We start from the raw sequence: 16,677 nt of genomic DNA, 5'->3' as shown, positions 1-16,677 counted from the left end.
GCGCGCTGCGCCTGATGAGTTAAACGAAAGGCCCGCATCCTACGGATAGCGGGCTTTTTTTATGTGTGAATTGGGTCGGACAAACTGAAGATTCGCACGCTCGTTCGTAGGGTTTTACTGATTTACGCGCGCGCTGCTCGGCAGACGCGGGCACTGGTGCAGAATCGGCCCCCCAGCCTTCGCAGAGAAACATCGGATGTTCGCGCCTGCCAATCAAAGTGCTTTCACCCTGACCCTGGACGGGGTGCCCAGCGATCTCAAGGTCTACCGCTTCAACGGTCAGGAAACACTCAGCCAACCCTATCGTTTTGACCTGGAACTGGTCGGCGAACAGCCGGACCTGGATCTGGGCAACTTGCTGCATCGCCAGGCCTATCTGGGTTTCGATGATCAGGGCCACGGTGTGCATGGCCTGGTCGACCATGTGGCGCAGGGCGATTCGGGGCGGCGGCTGACGCGCTATAGCGTTCGTCTCGTCCCTCAGTTGGCTTATCTGGCCCATAGCAGCCATCCGCGTATTTTCCAGCACAAAAGCGTGCCGCAGATCGTTGCGCAGGTGCTCAAAGAGCAAGGCATCCAGGCGGATCGATTCGAATTTCATCTAAGCGGCACGTATCCGGAGCGTGAGTATTGCGTGCAGTTCGGCGAGACCGACCTGGCATTTATCCAGCGCCTGTGTGCCGAGCAGGGCATTCACTATCATTTTCAGCATTCGCCCGAAGGACATTTACTGGTATTTGGCGACGACCAGAGCGTGTTTGCCCAGGCCGAGCACGCAACGCCTTACGCCGCAGGCTCCGGGATGGTAGCGGACACTCCGGCCATCAAGCGCTTCACCGTACAACTGCAGACCCGCACCACGGCGGTGAGCCTGCGCGATTACGATTGGCGCAAGCCGCGCCTGACGCTGGAAAGCGCAGTGTCCGACCAGCAGACCCTGTGCCTTGAAGAGCAGGGTTACCCCGGCCATTTCACTGACCGCGTGGAGGGTAAGCACCTGGCACGGCGCGGTCTGGAGCGTCACCGCAGCGAGCATCGCCTCGCCTTGGGCAGCGGGGATGAGCCGGCGTTGGCCTGTGGACGCTTCCTCAAGCTGGCCGGGCATCCTCGCCAGGAATGGAACGACTTGTGGCTCGTGACCCAAGTCACTCACGAGGGCAGCCAACCCCAGGTACTCGAAGAGGCGGTGACCGAAGTGGCGGGTGGGGACATGCGCCAGGGTTACTCCAACCACTTCGTCGCGACGCCCTGGGATGTAGTTTTCCGCCCGCCCTTGGCGCCGCGCAGACCGATGACGGGTTACCAGAACGCGGTGGTGACCGGGCCCGCCGACAGTGAAATCCATTGCGACGAATACGGCCGTGTCAAAGTGCAATTGGCCTGGGATCGCCACGGCGAACATAACGAGCATTCCAGTTGCTGGCTGCGGGTCGCCAGCGGCTGGGCCCATGATCGCTACGGCGCGGTGCTGATCCCCCGGGTGGGCATGGAAGTGTTGGTCGGCTTTGTGAATGGCGACATGGACATGCCCGTGGTGGTCGGTTGCCTGGCCAATGCCGCGACGCCGGTGCCCCTGAACCTGCCAGCGGACAAGACCCGCAGCATCCTGCGCAGCCAAAGCAGCCCCGGTGGTGGCGGTTACAACGAACTGCGCATTGAGGATCGCAAGGGCGCCGAAGAGATCTACCTGCGCGCCCAGCGCGATTGGACCCAGCATGTGCTGCATGACCAGCAGGTGCAGGTGGATAACCGGCGTCGGATCACCGTGGGGGGCGAGTCGCACCATGAGCTGCAGGGAGAAGAGCAGCGCATCACCCACGGCAATCGCCTGACCGAACTCAAGCAGGACGACCACTTGGCGGTCGGCGGTTCGCAGCGGGTCCGCGCGGAGCAGGTGATTCAGATCGGCGCCGGCCAAAGCGTCGTCATCGATGCGGGTGCCAGCGTCACGATCCAGGCCGGTGGGCAGTCGATCACCCTGTCAGCCGCAGGCATCTTCAGCAGTGTGGCGATCCAGCTCGGTGGTGCTCCCGCCCCCGCTGCGGCACCGTTGTTGCCCGGGCTGCAGGACAAGGTGCTGGCGGTGATCCCGGCGCCTCTGAGCCGCGTGCAGATCGCCAGTTTGAAGCGCAGCGCGCCGTTCTGCGAAGAGTGTGAACGCTGCAAGAGCGGCCAGTGTGATGTCACTCACCAACCCCATTGATATGTGTTTTTCAACCCAAGGAGTTTCGCCCCAATGGATCAACCTCTATCGCCCAGTGCTTGGCTCGCACAGTGGCCTCTGCAGCCCCATGAGCAACTGTTCGCGGTGCTGGGCAATGCCAGCGATGCCCAGCCGTTCGAGGCTTGGCAAGGTGTGGCGGCGGGTGCGCCACCGCGCTCGATCTGGGCGAGCACGGCTTATGCGGATTGGACGCAGGTTATGCCTTATCTCGCACAAGTCGAGCCCGGCAGCGCCTTTCTCGATTGGGTGGCGAACACCCAGGCCGAGGATTGGGGTTGGCTGGCGGTGTCGTCCAGCCCGGCGGACGTGGTACTCGCTCATCTGCAAGGCTTGACCCAAGTGAAACTGCCCGAGGGGCCGCCGGTGTTCCTGCGCTTTTGGGACGGCACGCAGTTCTTGCCGCTGTTGCGGCAATTGGGCGGTGAGGCGGGGCAGGTGCTGCCGGTGTTTCAGCGCTATCTGATCAATGGGCAACCCCAGGCCGTTGCAACGGGGCCGGTTACTACCGCCAAGGCCAGCCCCTGGTGGCAGGTGCCAGCATCGTTACTGGAGCATCTGGCCGAACAATCGCCGCAAACCCTGATCGACAACCTGCTGCAATGGCTTGAGGAGCAGCGCCCGGACCTCTACACCGCCTTCACGCCTGCGACCTTGCAGCACAAGGTCGCTTACTTCGCTCGTGGTTCGACGGTGACCTATGCAGCGCTGACGGACTACCTCGCCTCAGAGGCGAGTTGAGGCCAGTGCCTGCTGCAAGTCGTCGATCAGGTCTTCAATGGCTTCAATACCGACCGACAGGCGAATCATCTCCGGTTTCACGCCAGCCTTGGCTTGCTCCTGCTCATTCATCTGCCGATGGGTGGTGGAGGCCGGATGGCAGGCCAGGGATTTGGCGTCGCCGATATTCACCAAACGTTTGAAAATCTGCAGCGCGTCGTAGAAGCGCACACCCGCGTCATAGCCACCCTTCAGGCCGAAAGACAGGATCGCCGAGGGTTTGCCCTGCATGTATTTTTGCGCCAGCCCATGGTGCGGATGTTCTGGCAGGCCCGCGTAGCTGACCCATTCCACCTCGGCATGCTCCTGTAGAAACTGTGCAACCTTGAGCGCGTTCTCGGTATGGCGTTCCATGCGCAGGGCCAGGGTTTCCAAGCCTTGCAGCAACAGGAAGGCATTCATCGGCGCCAGGGCCGCACCGGTATTGCGTAATGGCACGGTACGCGCGCGGGCGATGAACGCGGCGGGGCCGAATTTTTCGGTGTAGACCACGCCGTGATAAGCCGGCTCGGGCTGGTTGAGACCGGGGAATTTTTCCGGGTACTGGGTCCAGGGGAAAGTGCCACTGTCGACGATCACACCGCCGAGGGAGTTGCCATGTCCGCCGATGTACTTGGTCACCGAGTGCACCACGATATCGGCGCCGAACTGGATGGGTTTGCACAGGATCGGGGTGGCTACGGTATTGTCGACCATCAGCGGCACGCCTCGGGCGTGGGCCACCTTGGCCAGGGCTTCCAGATCGATAATATTGCCCGCCGGATTGCCGATGCTTTCGCAATACACCACTTTGGTCTGGTCGTCGATCAGCTCGGCAATGGCCTCGGCGGAGTCGTCCCGGGCGAACCGCACGTCCACACCGAAGCTGGGCAATAGGTGGGCGAATAAGGTGTAGGTGCCGCCGTAGAGCTGCGGCGTGGTGACGATGTTGTCGCCGGCGCGGGTCAGGGTCTGGATTGCGTAGTGAATCGCCGCGCTGCCCGCCGACACCGCCAGGCCCGCGATGCCACCTTCGAGGGCGGCGATACGTTGCTCCAGTACGTCATTGGTAGGGTTCATGATGCGCGTGTAAATGTTGCCGGGCACATCCAGGTTGAACAGGTCGGCCCCGTGCTGGGCGTTATCGAATTCGAAAGCCACGTTTTGGTAGATCGGCACGGCCACGGCCTTGGTGGTCGGGTCCGACTTGAAGCCGTGGTGCAGGGCGAGGGTGGCGTCTTTCATGATGGCAATTGACCTCCTTGGATTGGGTGCTCGCCACAATAAATCCGCGCTCATGGAGACATTTAGATTTTTTTCAGTCCGCTCCCTGCTTTTAGGGCATAAGCACCGCCCGGCATGCCGCCCTGCACCTTTGCCCGTGTAGAAGGTAAACTTCGCCCCCTGCGCAGGAGCAACCATGAATTATCGTCACGCCTTTCACGCCGGCAACCACGCCGATGTCTTCAAACACCTGACCTTGACCCGCCTCATCGCCCTGATGTCGCGCAAGGAGCAGCCGTTTGCCTACCTCGATACCCACGCGGGCATCGGCCTGTACGACCTGCAGGGCGATCAGGCCAACCGTACCGGCGAATACCTCGAAGGCATCGCGCGCCTATGGGGCCGGAACGATCTGCCGCCGCTGACCGCCGACTACATGCGGGTGCTGCACGAGATGAACCCAGACGGCCAGTTGCGCTACTACCCCGGTTCGCCGGAGCTGGCCCGACGCCTCACGCGCCCGCAGGACCGTGTGTTGCTCAATGAAAAACACCCCGAAGACGGTGTGTTGCTCAAGGACAACATGAAGGGCGACCGTCGGGTCAAAGTGCATTTGGGCGAAGGCTGGCATGTGCCGCGAGCGTTGCTGCCAGTGCCGGAAAAACGCGCGTTGATGCTGATCGACCCGCCGTTCGAAAAGCTCGACGAGATGCAACGCTGCGCGGCATCCCTCAAGGAGGCGGTCGGCCGCATGCGCCAGACCGTGGCGGCGATCTGGTACCCGGTCAAGGACCAGCGCATGTTGCGGCGCTTCTATCAGGACCTGGCCGGCACGGGGGCGCCGAAACTGCTGCGCGTGGAACTGCTGGTGCATCCCCTGGACACGCCCAACACCCTGACCGGCTCGGGCCTGGCGATTGCCAACCCGCCATGGGGCTTGGAGGAAGAACTGCGTGAGCTGTTGCCGTGGCTGTCCAAGCAACTGGGTCAGACCCAGGGCGGGTGGCAGATGGATTGGCTTATAGCTGAGTAACTGTGAGTTGCAAGCTTCAAGCTGCAAGTGAGAGCAGAAAACACCACTTGCAGCTTGCCGCTCCGAACGTCAGATCGGGCAAACCACGCCTGTTCCGCCAATGCCGCAATAGCCCTGCGGGTTTTTCGCCAGGTACTGCTGGTGATACGCCTCGGCGAAATACACCGTCGGCGCCTGGTCGATTTCGGTGGTGATCTGGCCCAGGCCGGCCTTGTTCAGTTCGGCCTGATACGCCTCGGCACTGGCCTTTGCAGCCTCCAGTTGTTCCGGTGTGGTCGCGTAGATCACCGAACGGTATTGGCTGCCGATGTCGTTGCCCTGGCGCATGCCCTGGGTCGGGTTGTGCAATTCCCAGAACATCTTCAGCAGGTCTTCGTACTTGACCTTGGCTTGGTCATAGACCACCAGCACTACTTCGCTGTGGCCGGTCAGGCCGGAGCACACTTCTTCGTAGGTCGGGTTGGGCGTGAAGCCGCCGGCATAACCCACCACGGTGCTGACCACGCCGTCGCGCTGCCAGAATTTGCGTTCTGCGCCCCAGAAGCAACCCAGGCCGAAGATCGCAAAGCCTACGTCATCGAGGAATGGGCCCAGTAATGGGTTGCCATTGACGAAATGCGTCTCTGGCAGGCTCATCGGGGTGTCACGACCAGGCAATGCTTGTTCTTGAGTAGGCAGCACGTTTTTGTTCACCAGAATTTCCGAGCGCAAGACCATGATCAGTCCTCTCGTCAGGTTGAGTGATGGTAAAAATTCAGACAGTCAGTGTGCCCGAGTGTTACAGCGATGTCAGGCGATTGGGCCGCGCGGGTAGCGTTTAAGCATCGCCGGCAGCTCTGCCCCGGGGATCGGCCGATCGAACAGGTACCCCTGGCCCACATCGCAGCGGTGCCGCCGCAGAAAGGCCAGTTGCTCGGCGGTCTCGATGCCTTCGGCGACCACCTTGAGCTTGAGGTTGTGCGCCATGGCGATCACGGCGGAGGTAATTTCCATGTCGTCCTGGTTGTCCGGGATCTCATGGATAAAGCTGCGATCGATCTTGATGATGTCGATGGGGAATTTTTTCAGGTAACTGAGGGACGAGTAACCAGTGCCGAAGTCGTCCATGGCCAGGGTCAGGCCAAGACTCTTCAACTGGTCCAGTTGCAGGCGCGTGTCTTCGGTGGCTTCCAGCAGCAGGCCTTCGGTCAGTTCCAGCTCCAACAGGTTGGCCGGCAACTCTTCTTCCTTGAGGATCGTGGCGATCGAGGCTACCAGATCCGGGTCGGAGAACTGCTTGGGCGACAGATTGATCGCCACCTGTAAGTCGCCCAGGCCGGCAGCGCTCAGTTGCTTGCTCATGCGGCAGGCCTGGCGGGCGATCCATTTGCCGATGGGGATGATCAGGCCGGTCTCTTCGGCCACGCTGATGAACTGGTCCGGGCGGATCATGCCCTTTTCCGGATGGTTCCAGCGCAGTAACGCCTCCATGCCCAGTAAGCGACCGCTGCGCAGGCACAGCTTTGGCTGATAGAACACGTCCAGCTCGTTCTGCGTTAGGGCGCGGCGCAGGTTGTTTTCGACGAACAGTTTGTAACTGGCTTCGGCATTGAGGGCCTCGGTGAACACCTGCACCTGATGTTTGCCGTTGGCTTTGGCCTTATGCAGTGCCAAGCCGGCGTTACGCATAAGGGTCTGCGGGTCGCGGCCATGCAGCGGCGCGCAGGCCAGGCCCACGGAGCCGGTAACGCTGATCAACTGGTTGTCGACGAACATCGGTTTGTCGAGGGTCGCCAGTAACTGGCTGGCCACTTGTTGACCGGCCTCCAGATCGGTTTCATCCAGCAGCACCGCGAACTCGTTACTGGCAAAACGCGCCAGGCTGCCGCGGCTGGTCAAGCTGTTGCGCAGGCGCCGGGCCAGGCTGATCAGCAACTTGTCGCCGGTCTGGTGACCGAGGCTGTCATTGATGCGCTTGAAATTGTCGATATCCACCAGCAGCAGGCTGATCGGGCTGTCGCTGTCGCGGGCGAAGCGTTCGTCGAGGTTGCGGATGAACGCCGGGCGGTTGCCCAGGTTGGTCAGGTTGTCGGTGTACGCCAGACGCTCGATGCGCTGCTGGGCCAGCTTGGTCTGGGTGATGTCTTCGTAGATGCCGATGTAGTGCGTCAGCTCACGGTTGTCGCCATATACCTTGGAGATCGACAACTGCCCCCAGTAGGGCTCCAGGTTCTTGCGGCGGCTCTTGAACTCGCCCTGCCAGCTGTTGCTCTTGGCCAGGCTCGACGGCGCGTCGAACAACAATTCGCTGAGGTTCTCCAGGGCCGGTAACTGCGCCAGGCGGTGGCCGTGGACTTCTTCGGCGCTGTATTGGGTGATCGCGGTGAAGCTGGGGTTGACGTACTCCACTACGCCGTCGCAATTGACCAGCAGGAAGGCGTTGGCGCTTTGCTCCACCGCGCGCTGGAACAGGTGCAGGGCGCTGGTGGCGGTACGGCGGTTATGGTTGTTGATCACTTGTGCAAACTGGTCTGCCAGCTCGCCGGCAAACGCGATTTCGTCGGCCTGCCAGGCGCGGGAACTGCCGCCCTGTTCGAGGCACAGTACGCCGACCACCTGGCCATCGACGCGGATACTGGCGTCGAGCATGGCGTGTATATCTTTGGCGCGCAGGTTTTCGGCCATTTCACGGGTGCGCGGGTCGCGCATGGCGTTGGTGGCATCGATGGCGCGGCTGGTGTGCAAGGCTTCCAGATAATCCGGGAAGCAACTGGCGTCGATAGGGTCGGGCAAATGGTGCTGCTGGTCGGCGCGGTGATAGGCCGAAATCGGCACCAGGCGCTGGCCTTCAAGGTTCCAGATACTGGCGCAGTCGAGCTGATAGATTTCGCAGGCGCTGCGGGTGATCAGCTCGGCGGCTTCCTGCAGCGAATTGTTGGCGGTGTAGCGTTGGCGGGCCAGCAGCAGGATCAGCTCCTGCTGGGCGCGCACCCGTTCCAGGTGCTGCAATTGTTCCTGCTGGGCCCGCTGGTTGAGTTCCAGGGCGATCTGCAGGCGGCTGTTCTGGCTCTCCAGGTCATCCGAGGAGGGCAGCGGCGAAGGCACTTCACTGAACAGACCGTCGACCACCATCAGGTAGCCGCGCAACAAGTGACGATTGTGTTGTTTGTAGGCTTCGCCCATTTCCAGCAGGCTTAGAGGGCCGTCGTTGGTGTGCAGGGTGTAGCGCACCAGATAGTGGGGGCTCAGGGTCAACTGCTGCTGGATGTTGTCGTGCAATTGATAGCGGGCCTGGGGCTCCATCAGGCTGGCGTAGGGGGTGCCGATCAGGGCACACAATTCGACCGCCGGCAGACCGAATTGGCGCTCGCAGTTGGGGTCGAGGTACAGCAGGGCCCAGCTTGCCTCATTAAGCCGCTCGAAACGCAGCATACCGAGGCGCGAAGGCACCGGTAATTGCGTGACTACCTCGGCCGCCGTACGGGCGACATCGGGTTGGCTTTTCATGGGGGAAACTCACTTGAAATAACGCGCACGGCGCCGGGCTCACGCCCTCTTTTCTGTCGCTTGCGGCAAGGTTGCATCATGCGGCGCGGGCTGACAAGAGAGGATGAAGGCTAAGTGCTATATGGGTGTTATCGGCCGCGTGGGGGATTTCTACAGTCGTGCTGACAGAAGGTGTACAAACCTGTTCTCTCTGTCCAATTTTTGCCGTTGGACGCGCAAAAAAAGCCCCGCCAAGTGGCGGGGTTGAGGTACGAGCGTGGCGCTCGGAAATCGATGCAAACGGGCCTTCCGAGTAAAAGAAGGCCCGTTGCGGCTTACAGCAGAATGGTGCGGATGTCGTTCAGCAATTGGCTCAGGCGCTGCGTGAAACGTGCAGCGGCGGCGCCGTTGATCACACGGTGATCGTAGGACAGCGACAATGGCAGCATCAGCTTCGGCTGGAACGCTTTACCGTCCCAGACCGGCTGGATAGTGGCCTTGGATACACCCAGGATCGCCACTTCCGGCGCGTTGACGATTGGCGTGAAGCCAGTACCGCCAATGTGCCCGAGGCTGGAGATGGTGAAGCAGGCGCCCTGCATATCGTCCGGGGTGAGCTTCTTGTCGCGGGCCTTGGCGGCCAGGGCAGCCGCTTCGGCAGCCAGTTGCAGCAGGCTCTTTTGGTCGACGTTCTTGATGACCGGCACCAGCAGGCCATCAGGCGTGTCGACGGCAAAGCCGATGTGCACGTACTTCTTGCGAATGATCGCCTTGCCGCTTGGTGCCAACGAACTGTTGAAGTCCGGCAGCTCCTTGAGCAAGTGTGCACAGGCCTTGAGCAGCAACGGCAGTACGGTCAGCTTGACGCCAGCCTTTTCGGCCACGGCTTTCTGCGCAACGCGGAATGCTTCCAGGTCGGTGATGTCGGCCTGGTCGAACTGAGTGACGTGTGGGATGTTCAGCCAGCTGGCGTGCAGACCTGCCGCACCGATTTGCATCAGGCGGGTCATCGGCACTTCTTCGGTTTCGCCGAAGCGGCTGAAGTCCACGGTACGGATCGGCGGGATGCCCGAACCACCGGTCGCGCCGCCGGCAGCTGGCGCTTCCTTGGCCTTTTGCATCATGGCTTTGACGTAAGCCTGCACGTCTTCCTTCAGCACGCGACCGTGAGGGCCGGTGGCCGCGACGGCACTCAGTTCAACGCCGAATTCACGGGCCAACTGACGCACGGCCGGGCCGGCGTGAACCTTGGCACCACTTGGCGCAGGCGCGGCGGCTGGGGCTGGGGCGGCCTCGGCTTTGGCAGCCGGTGCGGGTGCAGCAGCCGGAGCCGGCGCGGCGTCAGCTTTGGCAGCCGGAGCGGCGGCCGGTGCTGCAGCAGCGGCAGGCGCGGCGCCTTGTACTTTGAGCTTGAGGATGAAGTCACCGGTGCCGACTTCGTCTTCCAGTTTGACCGCGATGCTTTCTACCACGCCGGCAGCCGGCGATGGGATCTCCATGGAGGCTTTGTCGGACTCCAGGGTGATCAGCGACTGATCGGCTTCGACGGTGTCGCCGACCTTGACCAGCAGCTCGATGATCTTGGCTTTGCCCGACGAGCCGATGTCCGGAACGTGAATGTCCTGAACGCTGGCGGCAGCCGGTGCAGCGGCCGGGGCCGGTGCTGCTGGGGCCTCGGCGGCGGCAGGCTTTTCGGCCGGCGCGGGTGCGGCAGCGGCAGCAGGGGCCGCCGCAGGCGCCGCATCGGCGGCACCTTCGATTTCCAGCTCCAGCAGTTCGTCGCCTTCTTTCAGGCGGTCGCCCAGCTTGACCTTCAGGCTCTTGACCACACCGGCCTTGGGAGCAGGAATTTCCATGCTCGCCTTGTCCGATTCAAGGGTCAGGATGCTCTGGTCGGCTTCGACGGTGTCGCCGACCTTCACAAACAGCTCGATTACTTCACCTTCACCGCTGCCGATGTCAGGTACGCGAATGAGTTCGCTCACAAAAAGTCTCCTCAGCAGTCCAGTGGGTTGCGTTTTTCCGGGTTGATCCCGAACTTGACGATGGCGTCAGCCACCACCTTGGGTTCGATCTCACCACGGTCAGCCAAGGCTTCCAGGGCTGCCAACACCACGAAGTGACGGTCGACTTCGAAGAAGTGACGCAGCTTCTTACGGCTGTCACTGCGGCCGAAACCGTCGGTGCCCAGGACTTTGAATTCCTTGGACGGGACCCACTGGCGAATTTGTTCGGCAAACAGCTTCATGTAGTCGGTAGAGGCGATGACCGGGCCCTTGCGGCCGGCCAGGCATTCTTCGACGTAGCTCTTCGCTGGTTTCTGACCCGGATGCAGGCGGTTGCTGCGCTCTACGGCCAGGCCGTCGCGACGCAGTTCGTTGAAGCTGGTAACGCTCCACACGTCGGCGCCGACGTTGAATTCGTCACGCAGGATCTTCGCCGCTTCACGCACTTCGCGCAGGATGGTGCCGGAGCCCATCAGTTGGACGTGGTGCGCCGCTTCCTTGGTGTCTTCTTCGAGCAGGTACATGCCCTTGATGATGCCTTCCTCGACACCGGCCGGCATGGCTGGCTGCTGGTAGGACTCGTTCATCACGGTGATGTAGTAGAAAACGTCCTGCTGCTCTTCGGTCATCTTCTTCATGCCGTCCTGGATGATCACCGCCAGCTCGTAGCCGTAGGTTGGATCAAAGGTGCGGCAGTTCGGGATGGTGGCAGCCAGGATGTGGCTGTGACCGTCTTCGTGTTGCAGGCCTTCGCCGTTGAGCGTGGTACGGCCGGCGGTGCCGCCGATCAGGAAGCCACGGGTACGGCTGTCGCCCGCTGCCCAGGCCAGGTCGCCAATACGCTGGAAGCCGAACATCGAGTAGAAGATGTAGAACGGCAGCATCGGCTGGTTATGGCTGGAGTACGAAGTACCGGCCGCAATGAAGGAGCTCATGGCGCCCGCTTCGTTGATGCCTTCTTCGAGGATCTGGCCCTTCTTGTCTTCCTTGTAGAACATCACCTGGTCTTTATCGACTGGCTCGTAGAGTTGGCCGACGGAGGAGTAGATGCCCAACTGACGGAACATGCCTTCCATACCGAAGGTACGGGCTTCGTCCGGGATGATCGGGACGATGCGCGGGCCGATGTCCTTGTCCTTGACCAGCTGCGCGAGAATCCGCACGAAGGCCATGGTGGTGGAGATTTCACGGTCGCCCGAGCCGTCAAGGATGGCCTTGAGGGTGCTGAGGTCAGGCGTCGGTACGCTGAAGCTGTTGGCGCGGCGCTGTGGCACGAAACCGCCCAGTGCGGAGCGGCGCTCGCTCAGGTAACGGGCTTCGGCGCTGTTCGGCTCCGGCTTGAAGAACGGCAGGTTCTCCAGTTCTTCATCCTTGACCGGGATGTCGAAGCGGTCGCGGAACAACTTCAGGCTGTCGACATCGACTTTCTTGGTGTTGTGCGCGGTGTTTTTCGCTTCGCCGGCACCGGTGCCATAACCTTTGATGGTCTTGGCCAGGATGACGGTCGGTTGTTCTTTGTGGTTGACCGCTTCGTGGTACGCCGCATAGACCTTGTACGGGTCGTGGCCGCCACGGTTGAGCTTCCAAATCTCGTCGTCGGACAGGTCGGCAACCATCGCCTTGAGTTCAGGCGTGTTGAAGAAGTGTTCACGCACGAACGCGCCGTCTTTGGCTTTGTAGTTCTGGTACTCGCCGTCGATGACTTCGTCCATGCGACGTTGCAGGATGCCGTCGACGTCCTTGGCCAGCAGTGGGTCCCAGAAACGGCCCCAGATGACTTTGGTCACGTTCCACTGCGCACCGCGGAACACGCCTTCGAGTTCCTGGATGATTTTGCCGTTGCCGCGAACCGGGCCATCGAGGCGCTGCAGGTTGCAGTTGATGACGAAGATCAGGTTGTCCAGTTTTTCGCGGCCGGCCAGGGAGATGGCGCCCAGGGATTCCGGCTCGTCACACTCGCCGTCGCCCAGGAAACACCAGACCTTCTGCTTGCCTTCAGGGATGAAACCGCGGGCTTCCAGGTACTTCATGAAGCGCGCCTGGTAGATCGCCTGGATCGGGCCCAGACCCATGGATACGGTCGGGAACTGCCAGAAGTCCGGCATCAGCCAAGGGTGCGGGTAGGACGACAGGCCCTGACCGTCGACTTCCTGGCGGAAGTTGTTCATTTGCTCTTCGCTGATGCGGCCTTCCATGAACGCACGGGCGTAAACGCCTGGGGAGGTGTGGCCCTGGAAGTAGATCAGGTCGCCGCCGTGTTCGTCGGTCGGGGCCTGGAAGAAGTAGTTGAAGCCGATGTCATACAGGGTTGCGCTGGAAGCGAAGCTGGAGATGTGACCGCCCAGGTCCGAATCTTTCAAATTCGTGCGCATTACCATCGCCATGGCGTTCCAACGTACCAGCGAGCGAATGCGGCGTTCCATGAACAGGTCGCCAGGCATGCGTGCTTCGTGGGTAACGGGGATGGTGTTGCGGTATGGCGTGGTGATGGCGTAAGGCAGTTGCGAGCCGCTGCGGGTCGCGAGTTCGCCCATACGGGTCATCAGGTAGTGAGCACGGTCTTCGCCTTCTTTGTCGAGAACCGATTCCAGGGCGTCCAGCCATTCCTGGGTTTCGACGGGATCGAGGTCTTGCATGGCTTGCTCCAGGGCGGAAAGGCTACCAGAATCGGTTGCCTGAAGTTTGCGACTGGCCTTGTGGGCAGACGACATAAATTCTTGGATGGCCGAAGGTTGCTTCGGCGTCCTGTAGTTTTACTACAAATCGTCGGCCATTTCAGCCTTTCGAATGTATATACGAGTAGTAAAACTACACAAGACTGAGCGTATGGCTCGGTCTGGCTGGTGAGCATAATCGTTATTGTTGATCTTTTGCGAACAAGAAAAGGTAGAAGTTTAATGTTGCCTGCCAAAATTAAAGTGTTTTCAGCTATTTCTAACTTTTGTTCGACAGTCCTTCATTCAGCGTGGTGCCTGCACGTCTCGCTACAAGCCTTTTACGCGCCGACCAAGGATAGACCATGAGCCTTCCAACGCTGGCCGAATTGCCGGCCATTCTGCTCCCAGCTGCCCAGCGGGCCGAGCAGTCATTTCGTGACGCAGTGGCCGCGCTGGATGACGATCATGGCCTTTCTGAGTGGACGCCGCAACGCTGGGCCGACTTCGCCCGGGTGTGCGCCGCCAGTGATTTCGTTATTGAACAGAGCCTTCGTGACCCTTTGATGTTGCTCGAACTGGCGGCCTGGGGCGAGCTGGACCGTGGTTTCGCACCTGGCGAGCTATGCGGGCAAATTGCTGGCGCGGTGCAACAAGCCGAAACAGAAGATGAGCTGGGCCGTGTGCTGCGTCGCCAGCGTACCCGCCAGCAAGTGCGCATTATCTGGCGTGACCTGACGCGCCAGGCCGATCTGGTGCAAACCTGCCGCGACCTATCCGATATGGCCGATGCCAGCATCGACCAGGCCTACCAGTGGCTGTACCAGCGCCACTGTGTGCAATTCGGCACGCCCACCGGGCGCCGCAGCGGCGAGGCCCAGCACATGGTGATCCTCGGCATGGGCAAGCTCGGCGCGGTTGAGCTGAACCTCTCGTCGGACATCGACCTGATCTTCGCCTACCCCGAAGGCGGCGAAACCGTGGGGGTGAAGCGTGCGCTGGATAACCAGGAATTTTTCATCCGCCTTGGTCAAAAATTGATCAAGGCGCTCGACCCGATGACGGTCGACGGCTTTGTCTTCCGCGTTGATATGCGTTTGCGCCCATACGGTTCGGCCGGTGCGCTGGTACTGAGCTTCAATGCGCTGGAACAGTATTACCAGGACCAGGGCCGCGACTGGGAGCGCTACGCCATGATCAAGGCGCGGGTGGTGGCTGGCGATCAGGTGGCGGGCGCGCAATTGCTCGACATGCTGCGGCCGTTCGTTTACCGGCGTTACCTGGATTTTTCCGCCATCGAAGCGCTGCGCACCATGAAGCAACTGATCCAGCAGGAAGTGCGGCGCAAAGGCATGGCCGACAACATCAAGCTGGGCTCGGGCGGCATTCGCGAAGTGGAATTCATCGCCCAGGCGTTCCAGCTGATCCACGGCGGCCGCGACTTGAGCTTGCAGCAGCGCCCATTGCTTAAAGTGCTCGGCACTCTGGAGGGCCAGGGCTACCTGCCGCCGGCGGTGATCGCCGAGTTGCGCAACGGTTATGAGTTCCTGCGTTACACCGAGCATGCGATCCAAGCGATTGCCGATCGCCAGACCCAGATGCTCCCCGACAGTCCGCAGGATCAGGCGCGCATTGCCTTTATGTTGGGTTTTGCCGATTGGGCCGCGTTCCATGAGCGCCTGATGTATTGGCGTGGCCGGATTGACTGGCACTTTCGCCAAGTGATCGCCGACCCGGATGAAGATGAAGGCGAAGAAAGCGAGCTGGTGGTAGGCGGTGAGTGGTTGCCGCTGTGGGAAGAGTCCCAGGACGAAGACGCCGCCTGCCGGCAGCTGGCCGAAGGCGGTTTCACCGATGCACCCAAGGCACTCAAAGCCCTGGCCAGCCTGCGCGGCAGCCCGCAACTGCGCGCCATGCAGCGCCTGGGCCGTGAACGGTTGGATGCGTTTATTCCGCGCCTGCTGGCCCAGGCCGTCGAGCATGCCAACCCGGACCTGGTGCTGGAGCGCGTGTTGCCGCTGGTCGAAGCCGTCGCGCGGCGTTCGGCATATCTGGTGCTGCTCACCGAAAACCCTGACGCCCTGCGTCGCCTGTTGACCCTGTGCGCCGCCAGCCCCTGGATCGCCGAGCAGATCACGCGTTTCCCGCTGTTGCTGGATGAATTGCTCAATGAAGGGCGCCTGTTCAAGCCGCCGTTGGCGCCGGAACTGGCCGCCGAACTGCGCGAACGCCTTACACGCATCCCCGAAGATGACCTTGAACAGCAGATGGAAGCCCTGCGCCATTTCAAGTTGGCGCATCGCCTGCGTGTGGCCGCCTCGGAAATCGCCGGCAGCCTGCCGTTGATGAAAGTCAGCGATTACCTGACCTGGCTTGCCGAGGCGATCCTCGAACAAGTCCTCGCCCTGGCTTGGCGCCAGACCGTGGCGCGCCACGGCTCGCCGCAACGGCTGGACGGCACCTTGTGCGATCCTGGGTTCATCATTGTCGGCTACGGGAAAGTCGGCGGCATCGAGCTGGGGCATGGTTCCGACTTGGACCTGGTGTTTATCCACGACGGCGACCCGCATGCCGAAACCGATGGCGCCAAGCCGATCGACGGTGCGCAGTTCTTTACGCGCCTGGGTCAGCGCATCATTCATTTGCTGACGACCCAGACCAACTCCGGCCAGTTATATGAAGTGGACATGCGCCTGCGCCCGTCTGGCGCATCCGGGCTGTTGGTGAGTTCGTTGGGGGCCTTCGACCGCTATCAGCAAAATGAAGCCTGGACCTGGGAACATCAGGCGTTGGTCCGCGCCCGCGTGCTGGTCGGTAGCCAGGACGTTGGCCAGGCGTTCGAGCAAGTGCGGGCCAGGGTGTTGGGGCGCGAGCGTGACCTGGCGACGCTGCGCCAGGAGGTCAGCGAGATGCGCGCCAAGATGCGCGACAACCTGGGCACCAAGAGCACTGCGGCCGGCACGGGCGCCAATGCCTTCGAAGCCACGGCGCTGTTCGACCTCAAGCAGGACGCCGGAGGTATCGTCGATATTGAATTTATGGTGCAATACGCGGCTTTGGCGTGGTCTGCGCAACATCCATCGTTGCTGCGCTACACCGACAATATCCGCATTCTGGAAGGCCTGGAGCAGGTGGGGTTAATGCCCGCCGCCGATGCTCATCTGCTGCGTGAGGTGTATAAAGCCTACCGTTCCGCCGCGCATCGTCAGGCCTTGCAGAACGAGGCCGGTACGGTGGCCGGGGATCAGTTCGTCGAGGAGCGGCGCCAGGTGATGCGAATCTGGCAGGAACTGGGATTGAGCTGAAGACACTATT

At 61.4% G+C, this 16,677-nt stretch carries 9 protein-coding genes; 4 read left to right on the top strand and 5 right to left on the bottom strand.

What is annotated here, in order from left to right; genetic code table 11:
* Positions 1-196 precede the first annotated feature (196 nt).
* Together K1567_RS13815 and K1567_RS13810 are read left to right on the top strand one after the other, a co-directional pair.
* Positions 197-2,203, top strand: coding sequence for a type VI secretion system tip protein VgrG (locus K1567_RS13815; protein WP_220698575.1), 2,007 nt, complete (start codon positions 197-199; stop codon positions 2,201-2,203).
* 33 nt (positions 2,204-2,236) lie between these two features.
* Complete coding sequence (locus K1567_RS13810; RefSeq protein ID WP_220698574.1) at positions 2,237-2,962, top strand: DUF4123 domain-containing protein; 726 nt, start codon at positions 2,237-2,239, stop codon at positions 2,960-2,962.
* Here K1567_RS13810 and K1567_RS13805 read toward each other — a convergent pair.
* Positions 2,948-4,225 (bottom strand): O-acetylhomoserine aminocarboxypropyltransferase/cysteine synthase family protein, encoded by a 1,278-nt coding sequence (locus K1567_RS13805; protein ID WP_034095548.1) that lies wholly within the window; start codon positions 4,223-4,225, stop codon positions 2,948-2,950. The genes K1567_RS13810 and K1567_RS13805 overlap by 15 nt on opposite strands.
* Positions 4,226-4,400: 175 nt before the next feature.
* On the opposite strand from K1567_RS13805, the gene K1567_RS13800 reads away from it, so the two are divergent.
* Positions 4,401-5,237, top strand: a complete 837-nt coding sequence (locus tag K1567_RS13800) for a 23S rRNA (adenine(2030)-N(6))-methyltransferase RlmJ (protein WP_034111472.1) — start codon at positions 4,401-4,403, stop codon at positions 5,235-5,237.
* Positions 5,238-5,306: 69 nt separating this feature from the next.
* Here K1567_RS13800 and msrA read toward each other — a convergent pair whose 3' ends face one another.
* From msrA to aceE, 4 genes are all read right to left on the bottom strand, one after another.
* On the bottom strand, positions 5,307-5,954 hold the full coding sequence (gene msrA, locus K1567_RS13795) for a peptide-methionine (S)-S-oxide reductase MsrA (RefSeq protein ID WP_034095550.1): 648 nt from the start codon (positions 5,952-5,954) through the stop codon (positions 5,307-5,309).
* Between the two features lie 72 nt (positions 5,955-6,026).
* Complete coding sequence (locus tag K1567_RS13790) at positions 6,027-8,723, bottom strand: bifunctional diguanylate cyclase/phosphodiesterase (RefSeq protein ID WP_220698573.1); 2,697 nt, start codon at positions 8,721-8,723, stop codon at positions 6,027-6,029.
* A gap of 314 nt (positions 8,724-9,037) precedes the next feature.
* Positions 9,038-10,687, bottom strand: a complete 1,650-nt coding sequence (gene aceF, locus K1567_RS13785) for a dihydrolipoyllysine-residue acetyltransferase (RefSeq protein ID WP_099313048.1) — start codon at positions 10,685-10,687, stop codon at positions 9,038-9,040.
* 11 nt (positions 10,688-10,698) lie between these two features.
* Positions 10,699-13,344, bottom strand: coding sequence for a pyruvate dehydrogenase (acetyl-transferring), homodimeric type (aceE, locus tag K1567_RS13780; RefSeq protein WP_003187985.1), 2,646 nt, complete (start codon positions 13,342-13,344; stop codon positions 10,699-10,701).
* A 383-nt stretch (positions 13,345-13,727) separates the two neighbouring features.
* Between aceE and glnE the strand changes: the two genes are divergently transcribed.
* Complete coding sequence (glnE, locus tag K1567_RS13775; protein WP_034111476.1) at positions 13,728-16,667, top strand: bifunctional [glutamate--ammonia ligase]-adenylyl-L-tyrosine phosphorylase/[glutamate--ammonia-ligase] adenylyltransferase; 2,940 nt, start codon at positions 13,728-13,730, stop codon at positions 16,665-16,667.
* Positions 16,668-16,677 lie beyond the last annotated feature (10 nt).

It is taken from the genome of Pseudomonas sp. S5F11 (assembly GCF_019641515.1).
Taxonomy (GTDB): Bacteria; Pseudomonadota; Gammaproteobacteria; order Pseudomonadales; family Pseudomonadaceae; genus Aquipseudomonas; species Aquipseudomonas rhodesiae.
Note: the sequence above shows the minus strand (reverse complement) of the source record. Positions and strands in the feature narration are given on the sequence as shown.